The organism is Klenkia soli (assembly GCF_900103975.1).
Lineage (GTDB): Bacteria > Actinomycetota > Actinomycetes > Mycobacteriales > Geodermatophilaceae > Klenkia > Klenkia soli.
This window is the reverse complement of sequence record NZ_FNIR01000002.1, coordinates 279,237-299,349: the sequence shown is the minus strand read 5'-3', so window position 1 is coordinate 299,349 and position 20,113 is coordinate 279,237. Positions and strand designations below refer to the sequence as shown.

Sequence of the window (20,113 nt, the reverse complement as noted above, 5' to 3'; positions counted from 1 at the left end):
GGTCAGGCGGAGCGGGTCGCCACGAGGTCGGCGGCGGCCCGCTGCAGGACGGCGACGGCGTCCAGGTCGTGGGTCAGCGGGCACTGCCCGACGGCGGCGGGCAGGTCGAGCGCGGCGAGCAGCCGGCCCGCGGCCGCGGGCAGCGGCTCGTCGGTGACGACGGCGAACGCGGCCGGGCCGTAGCGGGCCAGCCACTCGCCCTCGACCAGCGCACCGGACAGCGCGGCGGTGACGTCGAGCAGGAGGGCGGCGCCCAGCGGCACCACGGTCGCCGACAGCAGGCCGACGACGACCACCCCGGTGTCGGCGGGTCGGCCGGCGGCGGGGCGGCGCAGGGCCAGGACGTCGAGCAGCGCGGCCCGACCGGGCAGCAGGGTGATGGCGTCGAGCTCCACCGTGGCGGGGCGTTCCAGCAGCGTGGTCACGCAGGCACTGTCGGCGGGAACCCGCCCGAGCTGTAGCGGGGCTCAGCCGATCGGGGCGGTCACCGGGCGGAACGCACCGGTGGCGGGCCCCGGCCACAGCGCCTCGAGCACCTCGACGGTCTCGTCGCGGGCCGAGGACGCCGCGCCCACCGTGCGGTACCGGGTGGGCGGGATGCCGTCGACCATGTCGTCGAGCACGTCGGCGACCACGACGGTCACGTTGTCCGACGCCGGGGCGGCCAGCGCCGCGCCCAGCAGGGTGGCCGCGGCCTGGTCGGGGTTCTCGGCGACCGCCAGCAGCTCGGCCATGACCTGCGGCGGGAGCGCCCCCGACAGGCCGTCGGAGCAGACCAGCAGCCGGTCGCCGGGCAGCAGGTCGACCGACAGCACCTCGAGGCCCTCGACGTCGTCGGTGCCGCCGTGCAGCGCGGCGTAGACCGCCGACCGCTGCGGGTGCACCAGCGCCTCGGCCTCGGTGATGGAGCCGGCGTCGATCAGGGCCTGCACGAGGGTGTGGTCGCGGGTGAGCTGCACGAGCTCGGGGGCCCGCCAGCGGTAGGCGCGGGAGTCGCCGATGTGCACCAGCACGGCCCGGTCGCCCAGCACGCCGATCGCCGACAGCGTGGTGGCCATGCCCTCGAGCCGCGGGCGGTGACCCACCGCGGTGCGGATCCGCTCGTTGCACGCGGCGACCAGGCTGGCCAGATCGCCGTCGGGCTCGTCGGCGCTCAGCTCGCGGCCCATCGGGGCCAGCCACCCGATGACCAGCGACGAGGCGACGGCCCCGCCCACGTTGCCGCCGACGCCGTCCGCGACGGCGACCAGGCAGGGCGACACCAGCCCGGAGTCCTGGTTGTCCGGCCGGGGCCCGGTGTGCGAGCGCGCGGCGGCGTTCAACGACAGCGCCACGCACACCCCCCGTTCCTCGCCCCGACCTGGTACCGGCAAGTAGACCAGCCGACGGGCGCCGTCGCCCGGGCGAACGGCCTGGCCCGACCCGCACGGGGGGTCAGGGCGCCGGGCTGAGCACCCAGAGCACCTCGGCCGGTGCGGTGTCGGACCCGTTGCGCCAGGTGTGCGGCGTCCGGCCCGGGAAGGTCAGCGCGTCGCCGGCGGACAGCGACACGGTCTCGTCGCCCAGGACGACGTCCAGCGCCCCGGCCACGACGTAGACGAACTCCACGGCCGACCGCAGCGTGTACAGGTCGGTGCCCCCGGTGCCGCCCGGGGCCAGGTCGGAGTGGATGACCTGCAGCTCGCGCTGGGGGCCGGGGGTCAGCAGCGTCTCGTGCACGCGCTGGCCGCCGAACGCGATCGGCGTGCCCGTGCCGGCCCGCACCAGCTGGGTCGCGGGCGGGTCGAACAGCTCGCCCATGCCCAGGCCCAGCACCCCGGCGACGGCGACCAGCGAGGCCACCGACGGCGACACCTCGTCGCGCTCGAGCCGGCTGATGAAGCCCTTGGTCAGCTCGGTGGCCGACGCCACCTGGTCCAGGGTCAGCCCGCGGGCCTGCCGGGCGGCCCGCAGCCGGCCGCCGATCCGCGCCTCGGGCGGGGTCGGGCGACTCACGGGCGGACCTGCATCGCCACCGCGCGCACCGGGGCGCCGTCGGCGCCGGTCAGCCGCAGCGGCAGGAGGGAGACGAACGGGTCGGGGAAGTCGACCGCGGCCAGGTTGGTCAGGTTCTCGCAGACCACCCCGTCGACGGCGGCGACCAGGTGGTGCACCGGGTAGCCCTCGCCGGGGTCGTCGGCGGTGGGCGTGAGGTCGATGTTGGGGGCGTCCAGCCCGATCGTGCGCACCCCGTCGTCGAGCAGCCGGCGGCAGGCGTCGGCGTCCAGGAACGGGTGGTCGAAGTAGGCCGGCGTGCCGTAGTGCGCCGACCAGCCGGTGTGCAGCAGGACGAGCGCGCCGGGCGGGATCGTCGCGTGCTCGAGGTCGGCCCAGGTCAGCCGGCTGCGCGGCGCCCGGCCCCGGACGTCGACCACCACGGCGGAGCCGGTCAGCCGGGTGAGGTCCAGCTCGTCGACCCGCAGCCCGCCCTCGACGAAGTGGAACGGGGCGTCGACGTGCGTGCCCGACTGCGAGCCCATCGTCAGCGCCTGCACGTTGTAGCCGTCGGCGGCCACCGTGGTGTGCGGGTGCGAGGCGACCACGGGGTCGCCCGGGAACACCTGCGTGCCGGCGTCGACCGGCACGGAGAGGTCGACCAGCCGTGTGACGCGCACATGTCCTCGTTTCGTCCCGGTGAACATTCGTTGCCTCTGGTGCAACCCAGGCTCTACGGTACCGGTGGGTGGCCCCCGTCACCCCCGAGCGAGGAGAGCGCCATGGCCCGCAGCGCAGACCCGACCAAGCGCCCCCGCGCGCTGGAGGTCGAGCAGCACGGCATCGACACCATCCCCGACGCCGAACGCACGTCGCGGCCGCTGGACCTGCTGCGCATCCAGTTCGGCGGGGCCAACACCTTCGCCACCATCATCCTGGGCACCTTCCCCGTCCTGCTGGGGCTGTCGCTGGGCCAGGCCGTGCTCGCCACGGTGCTCGGCGTCGTGCTGGGCGGGCTGGTGCTCTCGCCGATGGGCCTGTTCGGGCCGCGGACCGGCACGAACAACGCGGTGTCCTCCTCGGCGCACTTCGGCGTCCGCGGCCGGATCCTGGGCTCGTTCCTGTCGCTGCTCACCGCGATCGCGTTCTACTCGATCTCGGTCTGGGTCTCCGGCGACGCCCTGGTCGCGGCCGGCAACCGGCTGTTCGGGCTGCCCGACGGCGACCTGACCCGCGCGCTGGTCTACGCGGTGCTCGGCGCGCTGGTGATCGTGGTGGTGGTCTACGGCTACCAGTTCATGCTGCTGGTCAACAAGGTCGTCGTGGTCGGCAACACGGTGCTGATCCTGCTCGGGCTGGTGGCCTACGCGAGCGTCTTCGACCTCTCCTACGACCCGGGCCCCGACGCCTACGCGCTGGGCTCGTTCGCCCCGACCTTCGTGCTCAGCGTGCTCATCGTCATGGGCAACCCGGTCTCCTTCGGCGCCTTCCTCGGCGACTGGTCGCGCTACATCCCGGCCGACACCTCCCGCCGGTCGCAACTGTCGGCCACGGTGGTGGCCCAGCTGGCCACGCTGGTCCCGTTCCTGTTCGGCGTGGGGACGGCGACGCTGGTGGCCGGGGAGGCCGACTACGTGTTCGCCCTGGTCCAGGCCTCGCCGCTCTGGTACGCGCTGCTGCTGATGGTGGTCGCCGTCCTGGGTGGCCTCTCGACCGGTGTGACCTCGCTCTACGGCACCGGGCTGGACTTCTCCTCGGTGCTGCCGCGGCTGTCGCGGGTGCGGGCCTCGCTGGTCATCGGGGCGATCAGCTTCGTGTTCATCGTGGTCGGCCGGCTGGCGTTCGACCTGGTCGGCAGCGTGAACGCCTTCATCGGCGCCATCGTCATCTGCACGACGCCGTGGATGGTGATCATGACGCTGGGCTACGTCACCCGCCGCGGGTTCTACGACCCCGCCGCCGTGCAGGTGTTCAACCAGGGCCGCGAGGGCGGCGTCTACTGGTTCTCCGGCGGGGTCAACTGGCGCGGCATGGTCGCCTGGATCCCCTCGGCGGTCATCGGGCTGCTGTTCGCCAACTACCCGCCGCTGATCGTCGGGCCGTTCACCGACGCGTTCGGCGGGGTGGACGTCAGCCTGCCGGTGGCGCTGCTGCTGGCCGCGGTGATCTACCTGGGGTCGCTGTTCCTGTTCCCCGAGCCGCGCTACGTCTTCGGCCCGCAGGGCCCGCGCTGGGTGCCCAGCGCGCCGGGTGAGGCGCCGCCGATCACCGACCCGGTCCGCCGGCCCGGCGCGGACCTGCCGGCATGAGCCCGCTGGATGCCCTCGACGCCCTGGTCGCGGCGTTCGCGTCGTCGCAGGAGGACGCCTACTTCGCCTGCCTGCACCCCGACGCCACCTTCGTGCTGCCCGGCAGCCCGCGGTTCGGCTCGCGCGAGGAGTACCGCGCGGCCTGGCGCAGCTGGGTGGCCGACGACGGCTTCCGGGTGCTGGCCTGCACCTCGACCGACCAGCAGCTGCAGTGGGTCGGGGAGACTCCGGTGCTCACCCACCACGTGACCACCACGGTGGCCACCCACGAGGGCGAGGCCACCACGCAGGAGCGGGAGACCGTCGTCCTCACCCGGGACGGCGACCGCTGGCTGGTCGCGCACGAGCACCTCTCACCCTCAGGAGACCCGCAGTGAGCACCCCGATCGGCCCCGTCGACGCGACGCAGGTCCCCCGCTACGGCGGCCCGGCCACCTTCGCCCGGCTGCCCCGGCTGGACGAGGTGTCGCGGGCCGACGTCGCCGTGGTCGGCATCCCGTTCGACTCCGGCGTCAGCTACCGGCCCGGCGCCCGGTTCGGCCCGGGGCACGTGCGGGCGGGGTCGAAGCTGCTGCGGCCCTACAACCCGGCGCTGGACGCGATGCCCTTCGGCACCCAGCAGGTCGCCGACGCCGGCGACCTCGGGGTCAACCCGTTCGACATCGAGGAGGCGATCGGCACCATCGACGCCGGGATCTCGGCCCTGCGGGCCGACGGCGCCCAGGTGCTCACCCTGGGCGGCGACCACACCGTGGCGCTGCCGATCCTGCGCTCGGTGGCCCGCGACCACGGCCCGGTCGCCGTCCTGCACTTCGACGCCCACCTCGACACCTGGGACACCTACTTCGGCGCCCCGTACACGCACGGCACCCCGTTCCGCCGGGCCAGCGAGGAGGGGCTGATCGACCTCGAGCGGTCGATGCACGTGGGCATCCGCGGCCCCCTGTACTCCAAGCAGGACCTCGAGGACGACGCCGTGCTCGGCTTCCAGGTGGTGCGCAGCGACGACTACGAGGTGGACGGCGTGGCCAGCGTGGTCGAGCGCATGCGCCGGCGGCTGGGCGACGGCCCGGTCTACGTCTCGGTGGACATCGACGTGCTGGACCCCGCGCACGCCCCGGGCACCGGCACGCCCGAGGCCGGTGGGCTGACCAGCCGCGAGCTGCTGAACACCCTGCGCGGGCTGGTCGGGCTGGACGTGGTCGGCGCCGACGTCGTCGAGGTGTCCCCCGCCTACGACCACGCCGAGCTCACCGCGGTCGCCGCCTCGCACGTCGCCTACGAGCTGCTCAGCGTCCTGGCCCTCAACCGCTGACCCGGGGGTCGACCACCGGGCCGAGCTGCCGGTGCGGGGCGACGGCGAGGCCGACCCCGCGGGCGGCGAGCAGCGCGGCGCCGGTGGCCGAGGCGCTGCGCACCTGCACGTGCTGCACCGGGCGTCCCAGGGCGTCGGCCAGCAGCTGCTGCACCGCCGGCGTGCGGGCCCCACCCCCGGTGAGCACCACGGGGGCGTCGTCGGCGGTCCCCAGCAGGTCGGCCGCCGCCGCGACGGCGGTGGCCACGCCCTCCAGCGCGGCCCGGCCCAGGTCGGCGCGGGTCGTGCCGGGGTGCAGGCCGGTCCAGGCGCCGCGGTCGTCGGGGCCGGCGACCCCGCCGCGCTCACCGGTCAGCCACGGCGCGAACCGCACCCCGCCGGCGCCGGGAGCCTCCAGGGTGGCCAGCAGCTCCGCCCAGTCGAACCCGAGCACCCGGCGGACCCAGTCCCAGGCCAGGCCGCCGTTCTGCAGCGCGGCCATGGCGTACCAGCCCTCGCCGGCGTCGGCGTAGGTGTGCACCACCGGGTCGAGCACCGGCGCCGGGGTGGCACCCGGGCGGAGCAGCTGGACGCCGGTGCCGAGGTTGACCTGCAGACCGGACGCGGTGCCGGTGGCCAGCAGCGCGAGCGGTGTGTCCGCCCCGCCGACCACCACGGGTACCTCGCCGACCCCGCGGAGCACCGTCGTCCCCACGACCTCGTCCGACGGCCGCACCTCCGGCGCCCGGGCGCGGGCGAGCGCGAGGGCGGGCGCCGACCAGTCGTCGGCGGGCACGTCCCACAGCAGGGTGGCCGAGGCGTCGCTGCGATCGGTGACCAGCGGGTGGGCGTCGGGGAGCAGCGTGGCGCGCAGCGCGTCCTTGGGCAGCAGGACGCCGGCCGCCCGCGCGACCAGGTCGGGCCGGTGCTCGGCGAGCCAGGCGGTCAGCGGGCCGGTCATCCCGGGCACCAGCGGGTTGGCCAGCGCGGCCCGGTCGTGGTCCGCGAGCCCGCGCCACCGCTCGACCTGCGCGGCGGCCCGCTGGTCGGGCCAGAGCAGGGCCGGGGCCAGCGCCGCGCCCGCGCCGTCGACCAGCACGGCGCCGTGCATCTGCCCGGCCAGCCCGAGCGCCCGCACCGTGTGCCCGGCGAGGTCCAGCCGGCCCAGCGCGGCGTCGAACGCGGCCCGCCAGACGGCGACGTCGGTCTGCGCCCAGCCGACCTCGGGGGTGTCGACGTCGTGGCCGACCTCCGCCTCGGCCACCACCGCGCCGGTGGTGTCCAGCGCGGCCAGCTTCAGCCCGCTGGTGCCCGAGTCCGCCCCGAGCACGACGTCGGTCATCAGCCGGGCAGCCAGTCGAGCGCGCCGCCGTGCGGGGCGGTCCACGCCACCGGGCAGCCGTCCACGGCGAGCAGGAACCGCTCGTCGTCCTCCGCCCGGTCCGGCACCGGGATCTCGGCGAGCACCCCCGGGCCCTCCTGCGACACCCACCGCACCGGCAGGCCGCGCACGAGGTCGACGAACGCCGAGCGCCGGTCGGCCGGCAGGTAGGTGAGCACGGCGGTGTGGAGCACGACGGGCGTGACCCCGGCGGGCAGCCCGGCGACGACCGCGGGCAGCGCGTCGACCAGGTCGCCGGCGATCATGCGGGCGGGCTCCTGCGCGGCGATGCCGGCGGCCGCACCGAGCCGCTGCACCCGCTCGTCGTGCCCCGGGCCGGGCCACACGAGGGCACGCAGCCAGTCGGCGTCCGCGGCGGGGTCGAGCGGGTTCAGGTCGATGCCGACCCGGACGGCGACCTCGGGCAGCCGGGCCGGCAGCGGCGGGGAGCCCGTGACCGCACAGGTGATCCGCACCGGGGAGTCGCCGATCGACCCGCCCGGCCGGTAGTCGTAGGCGTACCGGTCCGGGTGCAGGCACAGCCCCGCCGAGGCGCCAACCTCGATCAGCGCCAGCGGACCGGGCAGGTCGGCGATCGCCGGCAGCAGCGCGGCGCAGCGGGCCGGCTCGTTGGTCTGGGTGGACCGGGCCAGCACCTCGGCGCGCACCCGGTCGGCGTCGTCCAGCACCCACCGGCGCAGCTCGTCGGGATCGGTGGCGGCGCGACCGTGCAGCAGCGCCAGGACGCCGAGCAGCAGGTTCGGCTGGCACTTGAGCGGGGGCAGCGCGGCCAGGAAGCCGAGCAGGTCGTCGTCCCCGGCGAGACCCGCGGCCAGCCGCGCGTAGTGCGGCGACCGGACCGGCGCCTCGAGCTCGGCGAAGTGCCGCCACCGCCGGGCCACGTCGGCGAGCACGGACCCCGGGTCATCGGTCACCGGCATGGTCCCTCCCCCAGGTCCGTGATCACCTCGGTCAGAGACCGACCCCGCCGACCAGCGCGCCGATGGCGTAGGTGACCGCCATGGCCACCGCACCGCCCGCCACCAGCCGGACGACGGCGCGGCCGGTGCGCGAGCCGCCCAGCCGGGCGCTCACCGCGCCGGTGAGGGCCAGGGCGAGCAGCACGACGACGAACGTCACCGGCACCCGCAGGCCGGTGGGGGCGAGCAGGATCGCGGCCAGCGGCAGCAGCGAGCCGACGGTGAACGCCAGCGCCGAGGCGCCCGCGGCGTGCCAGGGGTTGGTCAGCTCGTCGGGGTCGATGCCCAGCTCGGCCTCGACGTGCGCGGCGAACGCGTCGTGGGCGGTCAGCTCCTCGGCGACGGTGCGCGCGGTGGCCGGCGAGAGCCCCTTGGTCTCGTAGATCGCGGCCAGCTCGGCGAGCTCCTGCTCGGGCATCTCGACCAGCTCGCGGCGCTCCTTCTCCAGCAGCGCCTGCTCGCTGTCGCGCTGGCTGCTCACCGACACGTACTCGCCCAGCGCCATGGAGACCGCGCCCGCGACGAGACCGGCGACCCCGGCGGTGAGCACCGGGGCGTGCGCCGTGGTCGCGCCGGCGACGCCCACCACCAGGCCGGCGGTGGACACGATCCCGTCGTTCGCGCCGAGGACACCGGCCCGCAGCCAGTTCAACCGGGTGCCGAGGGCACCGGCGTGCGGCTCGTTCGAGTGGGTCACGGGCAGCTCGGTCACGGCGCGACGGTAGGGCGTCCGCGCGCCCCCTGCCACGAAGGCGAGCCTGGGCTCAGCGGGGTCAGTCGCCGTCCCCGCCCTGGGCCGGCGCGCTGGTGTCGACGTCGGACCAGGTGGCCTCGGCCCCGGAGTGGCCGATCCGCACGACCTGCTGGGTCACCCCGACGACGGCGACCACCGCGAGCACGGCCGCGACGATGCCGAGCGCCCGCGGGCCCACTGCGCGTCGGCCCAGGACGTAGACGGCCACCGCCACGACGAACAGGCCGATCATCCAGGGCAGCAGGCCGTCGGCCAGCTCGGAGTGCTTCTCGATCAGCTCGCTGCGACCCAGCGCGTGCTCGAGGTTCTCGCCGCTCGCGGTCGACAACGGCGTGAGCACGAGGCCGACGAGCGCGACCAGCGGGGTCACGATGCCCAGCCGGCGGCGGGCCGCCGGCCAGAGGGCGTGCAGCAGCACGAGCAACGCGCCCAGCGGTACGAGGACCACGGTGGCGTGCACGATCAGCGGGTGCGCGGGCAGGCCGAACAGGGTCTCGGGCACAGGGTCCTCCGGGCGTGGTGACGGGTGGCCCCCATCAACCCATGTGCACGTGTGCGCAGCCTGTGGATCAGGGCTCGACGCGCCGCGTCCCCCAGGCGTAGGTCTGCTTGGCCAGGCCGAGGTACAGGAACGTCTCGGTGGACTCGACGCCCTCGACGGCGCGGATGCGGCTGACGGTGTCCAGCAGCTGGGTGTCGTCGGTGCACACCACCTCGACGAGCAGGTCCAGCGAGCCGGCGGAGATGACCACGTAGTCGACCTCGTCGAAGGTGGCGATCACGTCGGCGACCACGCGGGAGTCGCCGCGCACCCGGATGCCGACCATCGCCTGCCGCGGGAAGCCGACCTGCCGCGGGTCGGTCACCGCGACGATCTGCATGACCCCGGCGTCCTGCAGCCGCTGCACGCGCTGCCGGACGGCGGCCTCGCTCAGGCCCACGGCCTCGGCGATCCGGGCGTAGGGACGGCGGCCGTCCTGCTGCAGCTGCTCGATGATCGCGCGTGAGGTGTCGTCCAGGACCACCGGCTGCCGTTCGCCCATGTCTCCCCCTACGGATCCCGTCGCCCGCCGGTCCCCCGGCGACGGGAACAGTAGACGGCCGGGCCGGTATCAGTCGACGAGCGACGCCCGCCGGCGCACCCGACGCTCGAAGCGGTCCAGCCCGCCACCCAGCGGTCGGCCGAGGTAGCGGCCCAGCACGACGCCCGCGGCCAGCGCCAACCCGACGGCGGCGGCCCCCACGAGACCGGCGGTGCCCCCGGCGACGTCGCCGTCCACCACCACGGCGAACAGCCCGCGGTAGATCGCCAGACCCGGCAGCAGCGGGACGATGCCGCAGACCGCGACGAGCAGCGCCGGCACCCGCAGCCGGTCGCCCAGCGCCTCGCCGCAGAAGCCGACGACCGCCGCCGCGGCTCCCCCGGCGACGGCGGGCCCGGCCCCGACCAGGTCGGCGGCGGCCGCGGTGGCCCAGGCCAGCGCCCCGGCGGCCACGGCGACCCCGATGGCCCGCGGCCGGCCGTACGAGGCCAGCGCCCACGAGCCGCCCATCGCCGCGGCGGCGGCCAGCGACACCGCGAACGGCACGGTGACCGTGGCCGGGTCGATCACCCGCAGCGGCACCTCCCAGCGCCGCGCGACGTCGAGCACCGCGGCGATGCCGACGACGATGCCGGTGGTCAGCGTGACCACCTCGAACGCCCGGGCCGCCGCGGTGACGGGGAACCCGCTGATGGCGTCCTCGGCCGCGCCCACCAGCGAGAGCCCGGCCAGCAGGACGACGATGCCGGCGGCGACCACCAGCGAGGCGCGGATCTGCGCCCCGGCCACCACGAGGAGGACGGCGGTGCCGGTGGCGATGGCCGCACCCGCGGCCTGCTGGAAGAACACCGGCAGCCCGCGCCGGTTGAGCAGCCGGATGGTCCGCTCGACGACGGCCGTGGTGGTGCCGGCGACGACCGCGACCAGCCAGCTCCCGCCCAGCAGGAAGGCCACGCAGGCCGCGACGCCGGGCCAGCCCAGGGCGTGGATGGCCCGCCGGTAGGGGTGCGGGGCGGAGAGGACCTCGTCCAGACCGCGGTGGGCGTCCTCGAGCCCCAGCCGACCGCCGGTGACCCGGGCAGCGAGGTCGGTGATGCCCTGCAGCCGTTCGTAGTCGACCCCGCGGGGCCGCACGATGCGCATGAGCACGATCGGCGGCACGTCGTCGGGGTCGTAGCCGATGGTCAGCGAGGTGAAGGTCATGTCCACCTGGCAGCTGGTCAGCCCGTAGGCGGCGGCCACCCGCAGCACGGTCGCGGTGACGTCGGCGGCGGAGGCGCCCACGGCCATCATCGCCTCGCCGACCCGGAGGCCCAGCGACAGCGCCGACCGGGCGGTGGCGGCGTCGACCCCGCTGGGCGCGGCCCGCAGCGCGAGCGGCTCGGTGGGCGGCCCGGAGCCGGACACCGCCCGGCGGGCCCGCTCGGGCAGCCGTCCCCATCCCTGCGACCGCTCGCTCACCCTCCGCAGGCTACGGACCGGTACGAGACCCAGGTCGGAGCCGGCTGGCTCCCTCCGAGCGGCGACCGGCCCCGAGCAGGACGGCACCCGCGCCGAGCATGAGCCCCGCCGCGAGGAGCGCCGGCCCCGGGGTGGCTCCCGTGGCGGCCAGCTGGGGCACCGGTGGCGCCACGGGAGCCGTGGTCCCCGTGGCGCTGGTCGTCCCGGTGGTGCCGGTCGACCCCGGCGGCACCGGTGGCCCCACCACCACGACCGCGGACAGCTCGACAGGGGCGGAGGCGCGGGTGGGGGCACCACCGCCGCTGGACGCCGACGCCGTCGCGGTGGTGCGCCACGCAGGGCCGTGGGCGAGGTCGTCGGCGGTCACCACGTGGCCGGCGGTGCACACCATGGAGGCGGTGCCGGAACCGGCGACGCCGAGCGTGGTCCGCGGGCAGGTGACCGGGTCGGCCGCCGCCCCCCGGGGCGAGGAGAGCGCCACACCCACCCCGCTGACGGCCGCCGGGGCGGTGTTGGTGACCACGTACCGGGTGCGGATGGTCTCGCCGGCGGTGTAGGCGTTGCCGTCGGCCGGGGTGGAGACGACCTGACCCAGCAGGTCGGGGTCCCCCAGGGGGTCGACGCTGCTGACCCGGAGGTCCCGGACCAGGTGCACGTCGTTGAAGGTGCCGGTCGAGGCCGCCAGACCGAACCGGTAGGTGGGCGGGGGCGCCTGCGTGGTGCGCACGGACAGCACGGTGTGCAGGCCGGTGCCGTCGTGCTGGTCGACGGCGACGGTGACCAGCGGGAGCGCCTCGGGGGACACGGTGACCCGGATGGTGCGCACGGCATCCGCGGGCGAGGAGCCCCGCACCCCGGGCGCGCCGATCGCGGCGCTGGCGAGGTAGCAGTACCCGGTCATGCCGTCGCCGGGCCCGCGGACCGACACGCTGCTGGGCATGCGGGAGGCGACCGGGGACGGGGTGCTGCAGCCCGCGCCCTTGCCCTCGTCGTCGACGGCGAAGCTGCCCACCGCGTCGACGCCGACGCCCAGGTACCCACCGGCCACGCCCGGGTACTGCACGCCGCCGTAGGTGCGCTGGGCGTAGCCGAGGCCGGAGCCGTTCGAGCCCGGGGCCGTCACCTCGGTGTCACCGTCGACCAGGAAGAACCCGATGCCGTCGCCGCCGCCCGACCCGCCGTACTGGAGCTGGTCGAACTGCACGACCAGGCCGTTGCCAGCCGGCAGCGGACGGTTGGCCAGCACCGCACCGGAGCGGAAGTCGACGGCAGGGGTCAACTGCAGCCATCCGCCCCGGCCGTCGGCCGCCGGCGTCGTGGACGTGCACGACCCCGGGCCGGTGCCGGTGGCCGGTGCCGTGGCGGCGGTCAGGCAGGCATCGCCCAGCGCACGCAGCTCGGGGTCGTCCACCGAGGCGCCGGTGAAGGTCTCGTCCACCAGCAACGATCCGGACCCCACCGGCCCGTTGCCCGACACACCCGCGGAGGCGGGGCCGGCCATGCCGACGACGACCGCCGTCAGCGTGCCGACCAGCACAGCGCGTCCGATGCTGCGCAGCCGCATCGCTCCCCCTCGGGTCCACCGACCGGCAGGCGCCTGGTCCCCCTGGTCATCGGCGGTCTCCGGGGTCCATCGGCTGCACGGGGACCCGCCCGCACCAGCGGCCCCATCGGCCGCACAGCAGCGCGGTCAGGTGCTGACCGCCGCCAGGAGCTGCAGCTTCTCGTAGGTCTCGGTCCCGGGCGCTGCGGTGTAGACCAGCAGGGAGTGGCCCTGGTGCGGGTCCTGCAGCGTCTGGCACTGCAGCTCCAGCAGGCCCAGCTCGGGGTGCACGAGGCGCTTGCGCTCGCCGGGGTGCACGCCGACCTCGTGCAGCTCCCACACCCGGCGGAACTCCGCGCTGCGGGCCAGCAGGTCCTCGGTCAGGGTGGCGGCCCGCGAGCCCGGGCCGCGCAGGGCGAGCACGTGCCGCAGACCCGACGCCCACGCGCGGCCGAGCAGGTCGTGGTCGTCGGGGTGGTACCGGTCGCGGGTCGTGGGGTCGGTGAACCACCGGTAGCCCAGGCTGCGCGCCGGCCCCGTGCGCAGCGACGCGTCGCCGAGCAGGGCGACGCCCGGCCGGGTCTGGCGCAGGGTCTCCCCCAGCTCGGTGACCACCTCGGCCGGGGTGTCGTCGAGCCGGTCGAGGATGCGCAGCACGCCGGGGCTCAGGTGCTCGCCGGCGCCGCCGCGCACCGGCGGGTGGTGGCCGGCCAGCCGGTACAGGTGGTCGCGCTGGTCGAGGGACAGGTGCAGCGCCTGGGCGATCGAGGCCACCATCGACCCCGAGGGCTGCGGGCCTCGCTGGCGCTCGATGCGGGCGTAGTAGTCGACCGACATGTGGGCCAGCGCGGCGACCTCCTCCCGGCGCAGGCCGGACGTGCGGCGGCGTTGCCCGCGCGGCAGGCCGACGTCCTCGGGCTGCAGCGACTCGCGGCACCGGCGGAGGAAGTCCGCCAGCCCGCTGCGGTCCATGTCCACGCTGCGCTCCCCGGGTCGGTGTCCCCCCGTTCTACCGGGCGGGGGTCCGCGCAGGCAGGGCCTGCCGATCCCCGGCTGAGGAGGCCGTGGTGCGGGTGCCTGCGCGCACCCAGCCTGGAGTCCCCCGACACCGAGGAGCTCCCCGTGGCCCGCACCCCGATCCAGATCCCCGACCTCACCGGCACCCGCGCCGTCGTCACCGGCGGCAGCGACGGCACCGGCCGGGTCATCGCCACCCGGCTGGCCGCCGCCGGCGCCGAGGTGGTGCTGCCGGTGCGCAACCCGGCGAAGGGCCGCGCTGCCGTGGACGGCATCCGGGCCCAGGTGCCCGGTGTCGACGTCTCGTTGCGCGAGCTGGACCTCTCGTCGCTGGCCTCGGTCGCCGAGCTCGGCCGGGTACTGCGGGACGAGGGGACGCCGATCGGGCTGCTGGTGAACAACGCCGGCGTCATGACCCCGCCGCAGCGGCAGACCACCGCCGACGGCCACGAGCTGCAGTTCGGCACCAACCACCTCGGCCACGTCGCCCTGGTCGGGCAGCTGCTCCCGCTGCTGCAGGCCGGCCGGGCGCGGGTGGTGTGGCAGATCAGCGTGGCCGCGAACCAGGGGGCGGTGCACTGGGACGACCTGGACTGGGTTCGCGACTACAGCGGCGGACGCGCCTACAGCTCCTCCAAGATCGCCATGGGCCTGTTCGGGCTGGAGCTGGACCGGCGCAGCCGGGCGCACGGCTGGGGCCTGACCAGCACCCTCTCCCACCCCGGGATCGCCCCCACCAACCTGCTGGCCGCCCGGCCCGAGCTCGGCCGCAGCCGCGACACCGTCGGCCGCCGGGCCGTGCGCGCGCTGTCGGCGATCGGCCTGGTGGGCACCGTCGAGAGCGCGGCCGAGCCGGCACTGCTGGCCGCCACGGCCCCGGGCGCCGGTGGCCGGTTCTTCGGCCCGGCCGGCCCGGGTCACCTGGGCGGCCACCCGGCCGAGCAGCAGCTGTACGGCCGGCTGACCAGCCCGGACGACGCCGCCCGCATCTGGGACGTCTCGGTGGCGATGGCCGGGGTGCCCGCCCTCGCCGCCCCGGGCGGCATGGATCAGCTGGGTTGATCGAACTCCGTCCTGGCTCGTCGACGCCGGTGAGCCAGGACGCACGGTGGTGAACCCAGCTGATCCACGCCGCGCGGCGTCAGAGCCCGAGGACCAGGTCGCGCACCACCTCGGGGCGGGACAGGAACGGGTGGTGACCGGCGTCGACCTCGACCACGGTGCCGGCCCGCTCCGCGTAGCGCCGCTGGCGGGCGGCGGAGGTGCCGCGGTCGCCCGCGCAGACCAGGTAGGTCGAGGGGACGTCGTGCCACGCCGCGGCGGTGACCGTCTGGCCCACGACCTGCAGGGACTGCCGGGCCAGGTGGTCGACTCCCTGCTGCTGCACGTCGGGGTCGCAGTCGGCGAGGAAGGTCTCGACCAGCAGCTCGGGCCGGACGGCGAGGGTGCCGGCGTCGGGGTCGACGTCCAGGAACGGCGCGGGGGCGTCGTCGCCGAAGTCGGCCAGGCCCTGGCCCACCTCGGGCAGGTAGCTGGAGATCAGCAACAGGTGGGCCACCGCCGGCACCCCGGCTGCGGCCTGCGCGGTCACGACGCCGCCGTAGCTGTGCGCGACCACCACGGTGGGCTCGTCCGAGGCGGTGAGCACCGACCGCACGGCGGCGACGTCCTCGGGCAGGCCCGGGCCTCCGGGTCCGACGGCCAGCCCGGTCTCCCCGCAGCTGGGCAGCGCCGGAGCCGTGCTGAGCACGCCCCGCTCGGCCAGCAGCGCCGCCGTGCGGTGCCACCACCAGTCGCCGTCCCGCACGCACGCCCCGTGCACGAACACGATCCGCATCCCGATCTCCCGTCCTCGACCCTGCCGGGAACGGTAGACGTAACGGTTGTTACGCGAAAAGATGCGGACCGTGGGACGACGACCGCAGCCGCACCTGCGAGAGGCCTTGCTCGACGCGTGCACGGACCACGCCCTCGAGCACGGCCTGCCCGACCGCATGGGCCCGCTGGCCGCCGCGGCCGGTACCTCGACCAGGATGCTCGTCTACCACTTCGGCGACCGGGACACCCTGCTCCGGGCCGTCCTGCGCCGAGCGCGGGAGCGCCAGCTCGCGGTCTTCGGCGACCTGCTGCGGGTGCGCGCGGGCGAGGCGTACCCGGTGACGCTGCAGCGGGCGTGGGACGGGATCAGCGGTGCCGCCGGGCGGCCCTACCTGCGGATCTTCGGCGAGCGGCGCGAGGGCGCGGTCGACGAGCTGTGGCCCGGCTTCCGGCAGGTGGCCACCACGGACTGGCTCGCCCCGCTGCACGAGGGCCTCGGCGGACCCGGGCCCGCCACCCTGGCGTTGGCGGTGATCCGCGGGCTGCTGGCCGACCTCGACGCCACCGGCGACACGGCCCGCACCGACGCGGCGTTCGGCCACTTCGTCGCGCTGCTGGGCGTGGATCAGCTGGGTTGATCCACCTCCGTCCTGGCGCGCCGACGCCGGCGCGCCAGGACGGCCGGTGGTGCACCCAGCTGATCCACGCCGCGCCCGCCCCAGCCCCGCACCGAGGCTCAGGCGAGGGCGAGGGTGCTGCGGGCCTGGCGGGCGACCGCCTCGTCGAGCAGCTTCCCGTCGGCGCCCACGGCCACCCCGGGGCTGGCCTCGAGCCGGGCGAGCACGTCGCGGGCGGCGGCGATCTCGTCGGGCGTCGGCCGGCAGACCCGCTCGACCACCTCGACCTGCGCGGGGTGGATGCAGGCCCGGCCGCGGAAGCCCAGCGCGGTCAGCCGCCGGGTCTCGGCCTCGAACGCGGCCAGGTCGCGGAACTCCACCGACACCGCGGCCGGCGGGGGCGCGATGCCGGCCGCGGCCGAGGCCAGCACCACGGCGGAGCGGGCCAGCAGCAGCTCGGCGCCCTCGGGTCCGGGGTGCACGCCCAGGTCGGCGGCCAGGTCGACCTCGCCCAGCTGCAGGCACCGCACCCGCGGCCCGCCGGCCAGGGCGGGCGCGGCCAGCACGCCGGCAGCGCTCTCGACCAGCGGGCTCACCCCGATGCTGCCCGGCGGACGACCCGCGCTCTCCTCGGCGGCCAGCAGCTGGTCGTGCACCCGTTCCAGCAGCGCCCGGGACGACGCCTTCGGCAGCACCACACCGGTGAGCCGGGCACCCCGGGCGACCGCGGCGACGTCGTCCTGACCTCGACTGCCGGTGTTGACCCGCACCCAGACCTGCGCGTCGACGCGGTCGCCGGCCAGCCAGTCGACGACGGCTGCGCGGGCGGCGTCCTTGCCGGCCGGGGGGACGGCGTCCTCCAGGTCGAGGACGACGGCTCCTGTGCCGGTGGCCAGCGCCTTGGCGAACCGGTCGGGCCGGTCGCCGGGCACGTAGAGCCAGGACCGGACGGTCACCCGACGACCGTCGCGCCGCTGACCAGAGACTTCGCGATGACGGTGCGCAGCACGTCGTTGGTGCCCTCGCCGATGGCCATGAGCGGGGCGTCGCGGTAGAGCCGCTCGACGACGAACTCGGTGGAGTAGCCGTAGCCGCCGTGGATGCGCATCGACTCCAGCGACAGGGTCAGCGCGGTCTCCGAGGCGAACACCTTGGCCATGCCCGACTCGGCGTCGACCCGCTTGCCGGCGTCGGCCTGGGAGGCGGCCCAGTAGGTGAGCAGCCGGGCGGCCTGCAGCTGGGTGGCCATCTCGGCGAGCTTGAGCGCGATGGCCTGGAACTCGGCGATCGGGTGGCCGAACGCCTCGCGCTCGCCGGCGTACTTCAGCGCGGCGTCGTAGGCGGCCTGCGCGACCCCGACCGAGCGGCCGGCGATGTTCAGCCGGCCGATCTCCAGCCCGCTCAACGCCTGCTTCATGCCCAGGCCCTCGACCCCGCCGAGGAGGTCCCCCACCGGCACCCGGACGTCGACCAGGCTGATCTCGCACGACTCGGTGCCCTTGTAGCCGAGCTTGCCCAGGTCGCGGCTGACCTCGAAGCCCTCGGACGACGTGTCCACCAGCAGCAGCGACATGCCGCGGTGCCGGGGCTCGGCCTTCGGGTCGGTCTTCACCAGCACCGGCAGCACGTCCGCGTGCCGGGCGTTGGTGATCCAGGTCTTGGTGCCGTTGACGACGTAGTGGTCGCCGTCGCGCACCGCGGTGGTGGCGATGCCCTGCAGGTCGGTGCCGGCGCCGGGTTCGGTGAGGCCGACGCCGGTGCGCCACTCACCGGTCGCGAGCTTGGGCAGGAAGCGGTCCTTCTGCTCCTGGGTGCCGTGCTTGGCGATCATCCAGGCCGACAGGCCGTGGCTGCCGAGGATGCCGGCGATGCCCATCCAGCCGCGGGCGATCTCCTCGTAGACCAGCGTGAAGCTGACCATGTCCAGCGCCAGGCCGCCGTACTCCTCGGGCGTGGTGAGCCCGAACAGGCCCAGCTGCTTCAGGTGCTCGACGATCTCGGTCGGGTAGCGGCCGGTGCGCTCCCACTCCGAGGCCACCGGCACGATCTCGCGGTCGACGAAGCGGCGCAGCGTCTGCTGGAAGTCCCGCTGCTCCTCGTTCAGGGTGAAGTCCACGTCAGCTCTCCTGTCGTCCGAAGGCCCCGGCGGCGGCCAGGGCGGCCACCTTGTCCGGGGAGTAGCCGAGCAAGGTCGTCACGTCGTCCTGGTGCTCGTTGCGGTGCGGGGCGCGGCGGTGCTCGGTGAAGGGTTCGCCGAAGCGCACCGGGCTGCCCACCTGCTTCACGGTGCCCCAGTGCGGGTGCTCCGTCTCCAGCAGCAGCCCGCGGGCGGCGGCCTGCGGGTCGGCCAGCGCCTGGACCACGTCGTTGATCGGGGACGACGGCACCCCCGCGGCCTGCAGCTGGGTGAGCCAGTGCTCCACCGTGCCGCTGGCGAAGACCGCCTTGAGCGTGGGCAGCAGCTCGTCGCGGTTCCGGTCGCGGAGCGCGAACGACGCGAACCGTTCGTCGTCCCCGAGGTCCGGCCGCCCCAGGACGGCGACCAGCCGCTGCCAGAACTTCTCCTTGGCGCAGCCGACGACCAGCCAGCCGTCGGCGGCCCGGAACGCCTGGAAGGGGACCAGCGAGGGGTGGGCGGAGTCGACGGTGCGGACCGGTTCGTACCCCGCCGTCATCGCCCAGGTGGCCGGGTAGGTCAGCAGCGACATGGCGGTGTCGTAGAGCGAGACGTCGCAGTCGCCGCCGACGCCGTCCCGCCGTGCGGCGTGCAGGCCCGACAGCAGGCTGAGCGCGGCCACGAAGCCGCTGGAGAAGTCGACGAGGGAGAGACCGGTCTTTGTGGGCGGGCCGTCGGGGTCGCCGGTGAGGCTCATCCAGCCGGCGATGCCCTGCAGCACGTAGTCGTAGCCGGGCTCGTTCACCCGCGGCCCGGTCATGCCGAAGCCGGTCAGGCTGCAGCAGACGATCGCCGGGTTGAGGTGGGCGAGGTCGGCGTACCGGATGCCGATCTTGGCCGGGACGTCGCCGCGCAGGTTCGACCAGACGGCGTCGCTGGTGCGCACGAGGTCCTCGAACACCTCGCGGCCGGCGGGCGTGGAGATGTCGAGGCTCAGGCTCTGCTTGTTGCGGTTGAAGGTCTCGTAGAACAGCGAGTCCTCGCCGTGCACGTAGGGCGGCACGTAGCGGCCGATGTCGCCGCCGGTGCGCGGGTCCTCGATCTTGATCACCTGGGCGCCGAGGTCGGCCAGGTGCACGCTGCCGAAGGGGCCGGCGCCGTACTGCTCGAGCGCGATGATCCGGACGTCCTCGAGCGGCCTCACTGCTGCGCCGATGCTGCCGGGTCCTGCAGGGGCCCGGTCTTGGCCTCGGGGAAGTGCCCCTGCCCGATCCCGCTCTCCCGTGTCGCGACCATGACCGACCGCTTGAACGAGATGCACTCGTCGCCCTCGGCGTTCAGCCCGCGGGTGACCATCGAGACGATGCCCGCGTAGGGGCGGGACTTCGATGCCCGCAGCCCGGTGCAGAGGCTCTCGGCGTACATCGTGTCGCCGACGTAGACCGGGTGGGTCAGCCGGACGTCGGTCATCTCCAGGTTGGCGACGGCGTTCTGGCTCATGTCCAGCACGCTCAGCCCCAGCGTCAGCGCGATCGTCAGCCCGGAGTTGACGATCACCCGGCCCCCGGTGATCGGGTTCTGCGCGGCCAGGTGCGCATTGACGTGCTGCTGGTTGGTGTTCATCGTCAGCATCGTCAGCCAGGTGTTGTCGGCCTCGGAGATCGTGCGGCCGAGCGGGTGCTGGTAGACGTCGCCGACGACGTAGTCCTCGAAGAACCGCCCCAGGACGGCGGGGTGCGTGGCCATGTGTGTGCCTCCCTCGACACCGCGACGCTAATTGTCTGATGATTAGGTGCGCAAGCCCCT

General features: G+C 75.3%; 22 protein-coding genes. 5 read left to right on the top strand and 17 right to left on the bottom strand.

Annotated elements, in window-relative coordinates; all coding sequences use genetic code 11:
• Window positions 1-2: 2 nt before the first annotated feature.
• The 4 genes from BLS67_RS04330 to BLS67_RS04315 form a co-directional block, all read right to left on the bottom strand.
• A complete protein-coding gene (locus BLS67_RS04330; protein ID WP_091240287.1) occupies window positions 3-425 on the bottom strand; it encodes a hypothetical protein in 423 nt (140 codons plus the stop codon).
• 42 nt (window positions 426-467) lie between these two features.
• Window positions 468-1,334 carry a PP2C family protein-serine/threonine phosphatase gene (locus tag BLS67_RS04325; RefSeq protein ID WP_165617461.1) on the bottom strand — a complete coding sequence of 289 codons (867 nt, stop codon included), beginning with the start codon at window positions 1,332-1,334 and terminating at the stop codon, window positions 468-470.
• A 100-nt stretch (window positions 1,335-1,434) separates the two neighbouring features.
• Complete coding sequence (locus tag BLS67_RS04320; protein ID WP_091240282.1) at window positions 1,435-1,995, bottom strand: helix-turn-helix domain-containing protein; 561 nt, start codon at window positions 1,993-1,995, stop codon at window positions 1,435-1,437.
• A complete protein-coding gene (locus tag BLS67_RS04315) occupies window positions 1,992-2,654 on the bottom strand; it encodes a cyclase family protein (protein WP_091240279.1) in 663 nt (220 codons plus the stop codon). Before BLS67_RS04315 ends, BLS67_RS04320 begins: the two co-directional genes overlap by 4 nt.
• 102 nt (window positions 2,655-2,756) lie before the next feature.
• Here BLS67_RS04315 and BLS67_RS04310 point away from each other — a divergent pair, with 102 nt between their 5' ends.
• Genes BLS67_RS04310 through speB form a run of 3 tightly spaced genes read left to right on the top strand, consistent with a single transcriptional unit; the run spans window position 2,757 to window position 5,598 of the window.
• Window positions 2,757-4,283: a purine-cytosine permease family protein gene (locus BLS67_RS04310; RefSeq protein WP_091240276.1), complete on the top strand. Its 1,527-nt coding sequence runs from the start codon at window positions 2,757-2,759 to the stop codon at window positions 4,281-4,283.
• On the top strand, window positions 4,280-4,660 hold the full coding sequence (locus BLS67_RS04305; protein WP_091240273.1) for a YybH family protein: 381 nt from the start codon (window positions 4,280-4,282) through the stop codon (window positions 4,658-4,660). The genes BLS67_RS04310 and BLS67_RS04305 overlap by 4 nt, the downstream gene beginning before the upstream one ends.
• Window positions 4,657-5,598: an agmatinase gene (gene speB / locus BLS67_RS04300; RefSeq protein ID WP_091240270.1), complete on the top strand. Its 942-nt coding sequence runs from the start codon at window positions 4,657-4,659 to the stop codon at window positions 5,596-5,598. The genes BLS67_RS04305 and speB overlap by 4 nt, the downstream gene beginning before the upstream one ends.
• Here the strand turns inward: speB and BLS67_RS04295 are convergent.
• The 8 genes from BLS67_RS04295 to BLS67_RS04260 form a co-directional block, all read right to left on the bottom strand.
• Window positions 5,588-6,964, bottom strand: coding sequence for an FGGY family carbohydrate kinase (locus BLS67_RS04295; protein ID WP_242653820.1), 1,377 nt, complete (start codon window positions 6,962-6,964; stop codon window positions 5,588-5,590). The two genes, speB and BLS67_RS04295, sit on opposite strands and share 11 nt — an antisense overlap.
• On the bottom strand, window positions 6,919-7,893 hold the full coding sequence (locus BLS67_RS04290; RefSeq protein WP_242653819.1) for a DUF2332 domain-containing protein: 975 nt from the start codon (window positions 7,891-7,893) through the stop codon (window positions 6,919-6,921). The genes BLS67_RS04295 and BLS67_RS04290 overlap by 46 nt, the downstream gene beginning before the upstream one ends.
• A gap of 37 nt (window positions 7,894-7,930) precedes the next feature.
• Window positions 7,931-8,650, bottom strand: coding sequence for a VIT1/CCC1 transporter family protein (locus tag BLS67_RS04285; protein WP_091240264.1), 720 nt, complete (start codon window positions 8,648-8,650; stop codon window positions 7,931-7,933).
• Window positions 8,651-8,711: 61 nt separating this feature from the next.
• Complete coding sequence (locus BLS67_RS04280) at window positions 8,712-9,194, bottom strand: DUF2231 domain-containing protein (RefSeq protein ID WP_091240261.1); 483 nt, start codon at window positions 9,192-9,194, stop codon at window positions 8,712-8,714.
• 67 nt (window positions 9,195-9,261) lie between these two features.
• On the bottom strand, window positions 9,262-9,735 hold the full coding sequence (locus BLS67_RS04275) for an Lrp/AsnC family transcriptional regulator (RefSeq protein ID WP_091240258.1): 474 nt from the start codon (window positions 9,733-9,735) through the stop codon (window positions 9,262-9,264).
• Window positions 9,736-9,804: 69 nt separating this feature from the next.
• Window positions 9,805-11,196, bottom strand: coding sequence for a threonine/serine exporter family protein (locus BLS67_RS04270; RefSeq protein ID WP_242653818.1), 1,392 nt, complete (start codon window positions 11,194-11,196; stop codon window positions 9,805-9,807).
• A gap of 10 nt (window positions 11,197-11,206) precedes the next feature.
• The gene (locus BLS67_RS04265) at window positions 11,207-12,760 is read right to left on the bottom strand and encodes a lectin-like domain-containing protein (RefSeq protein ID WP_091240256.1); all 1,554 of its coding nucleotides are present in this window, start codon (window positions 12,758-12,760) and stop codon (window positions 11,207-11,209) included.
• Window positions 12,761-12,886: 126 nt separating this feature from the next.
• On the bottom strand, window positions 12,887-13,711 hold the full coding sequence (locus BLS67_RS04260) for a helix-turn-helix transcriptional regulator (protein ID WP_091240254.1): 825 nt from the start codon (window positions 13,709-13,711) through the stop codon (window positions 12,887-12,889).
• A gap of 150 nt (window positions 13,712-13,861) precedes the next feature.
• Between BLS67_RS04260 and BLS67_RS04255 the strand changes: the two genes are divergently transcribed.
• On the top strand, window positions 13,862-14,818 hold the full coding sequence (locus BLS67_RS04255; RefSeq protein WP_091240250.1) for an SDR family oxidoreductase: 957 nt from the start codon (window positions 13,862-13,864) through the stop codon (window positions 14,816-14,818).
• Between the two features lie 79 nt (window positions 14,819-14,897).
• Here the strand turns inward: BLS67_RS04255 and BLS67_RS04250 are convergent, their stop codons facing one another.
• Window positions 14,898-15,593 carry an alpha/beta fold hydrolase gene (locus BLS67_RS04250; RefSeq protein ID WP_091240247.1) on the bottom strand — a complete coding sequence of 232 codons (696 nt, stop codon included), beginning with the start codon at window positions 15,591-15,593 and terminating at the stop codon, window positions 14,898-14,900.
• Window positions 15,594-15,663: 70 nt separating this feature from the next.
• Here BLS67_RS04250 and BLS67_RS04245 point away from each other — a divergent pair, with 70 nt between their 5' ends.
• Window positions 15,664-16,212 (top strand): TetR/AcrR family transcriptional regulator, encoded by a 549-nt coding sequence (locus BLS67_RS04245; RefSeq protein ID WP_091240694.1) that lies wholly within the window; start codon window positions 15,664-15,666, stop codon window positions 16,210-16,212.
• A gap of 98 nt (window positions 16,213-16,310) precedes the next feature.
• Here the strand turns inward: BLS67_RS04245 and BLS67_RS04240 are convergent, their stop codons facing one another.
• The 4 genes from BLS67_RS04240 to BLS67_RS04225 are packed head-to-tail and all read right to left on the bottom strand — an operon-like array spanning window position 16,311 to window position 20,053.
• Window positions 16,311-17,147 carry an HpcH/HpaI aldolase/citrate lyase family protein gene (locus BLS67_RS04240; RefSeq protein WP_091240243.1) on the bottom strand — a complete coding sequence of 279 codons (837 nt, stop codon included), beginning with the start codon at window positions 17,145-17,147 and terminating at the stop codon, window positions 16,311-16,313.
• A complete protein-coding gene (locus BLS67_RS04235; protein WP_091240238.1) occupies window positions 17,144-18,307 on the bottom strand; it encodes an acyl-CoA dehydrogenase family protein in 1,164 nt (387 codons plus the stop codon). The genes BLS67_RS04240 and BLS67_RS04235 overlap by 4 nt, the downstream gene beginning before the upstream one ends.
• A gap of 1 nt (window position 18,308) precedes the next feature.
• Window positions 18,309-19,511: a CaiB/BaiF CoA transferase family protein gene (locus BLS67_RS04230; protein ID WP_091240236.1), complete on the bottom strand. Its 1,203-nt coding sequence runs from the start codon at window positions 19,509-19,511 to the stop codon at window positions 18,309-18,311.
• Complete coding sequence (locus BLS67_RS04225; RefSeq protein ID WP_091240233.1) at window positions 19,508-20,053, bottom strand: MaoC family dehydratase; 546 nt, start codon at window positions 20,051-20,053, stop codon at window positions 19,508-19,510. The genes BLS67_RS04230 and BLS67_RS04225 overlap by 4 nt, the downstream gene beginning before the upstream one ends.
• Window positions 20,054-20,113 lie beyond the last annotated feature (60 nt).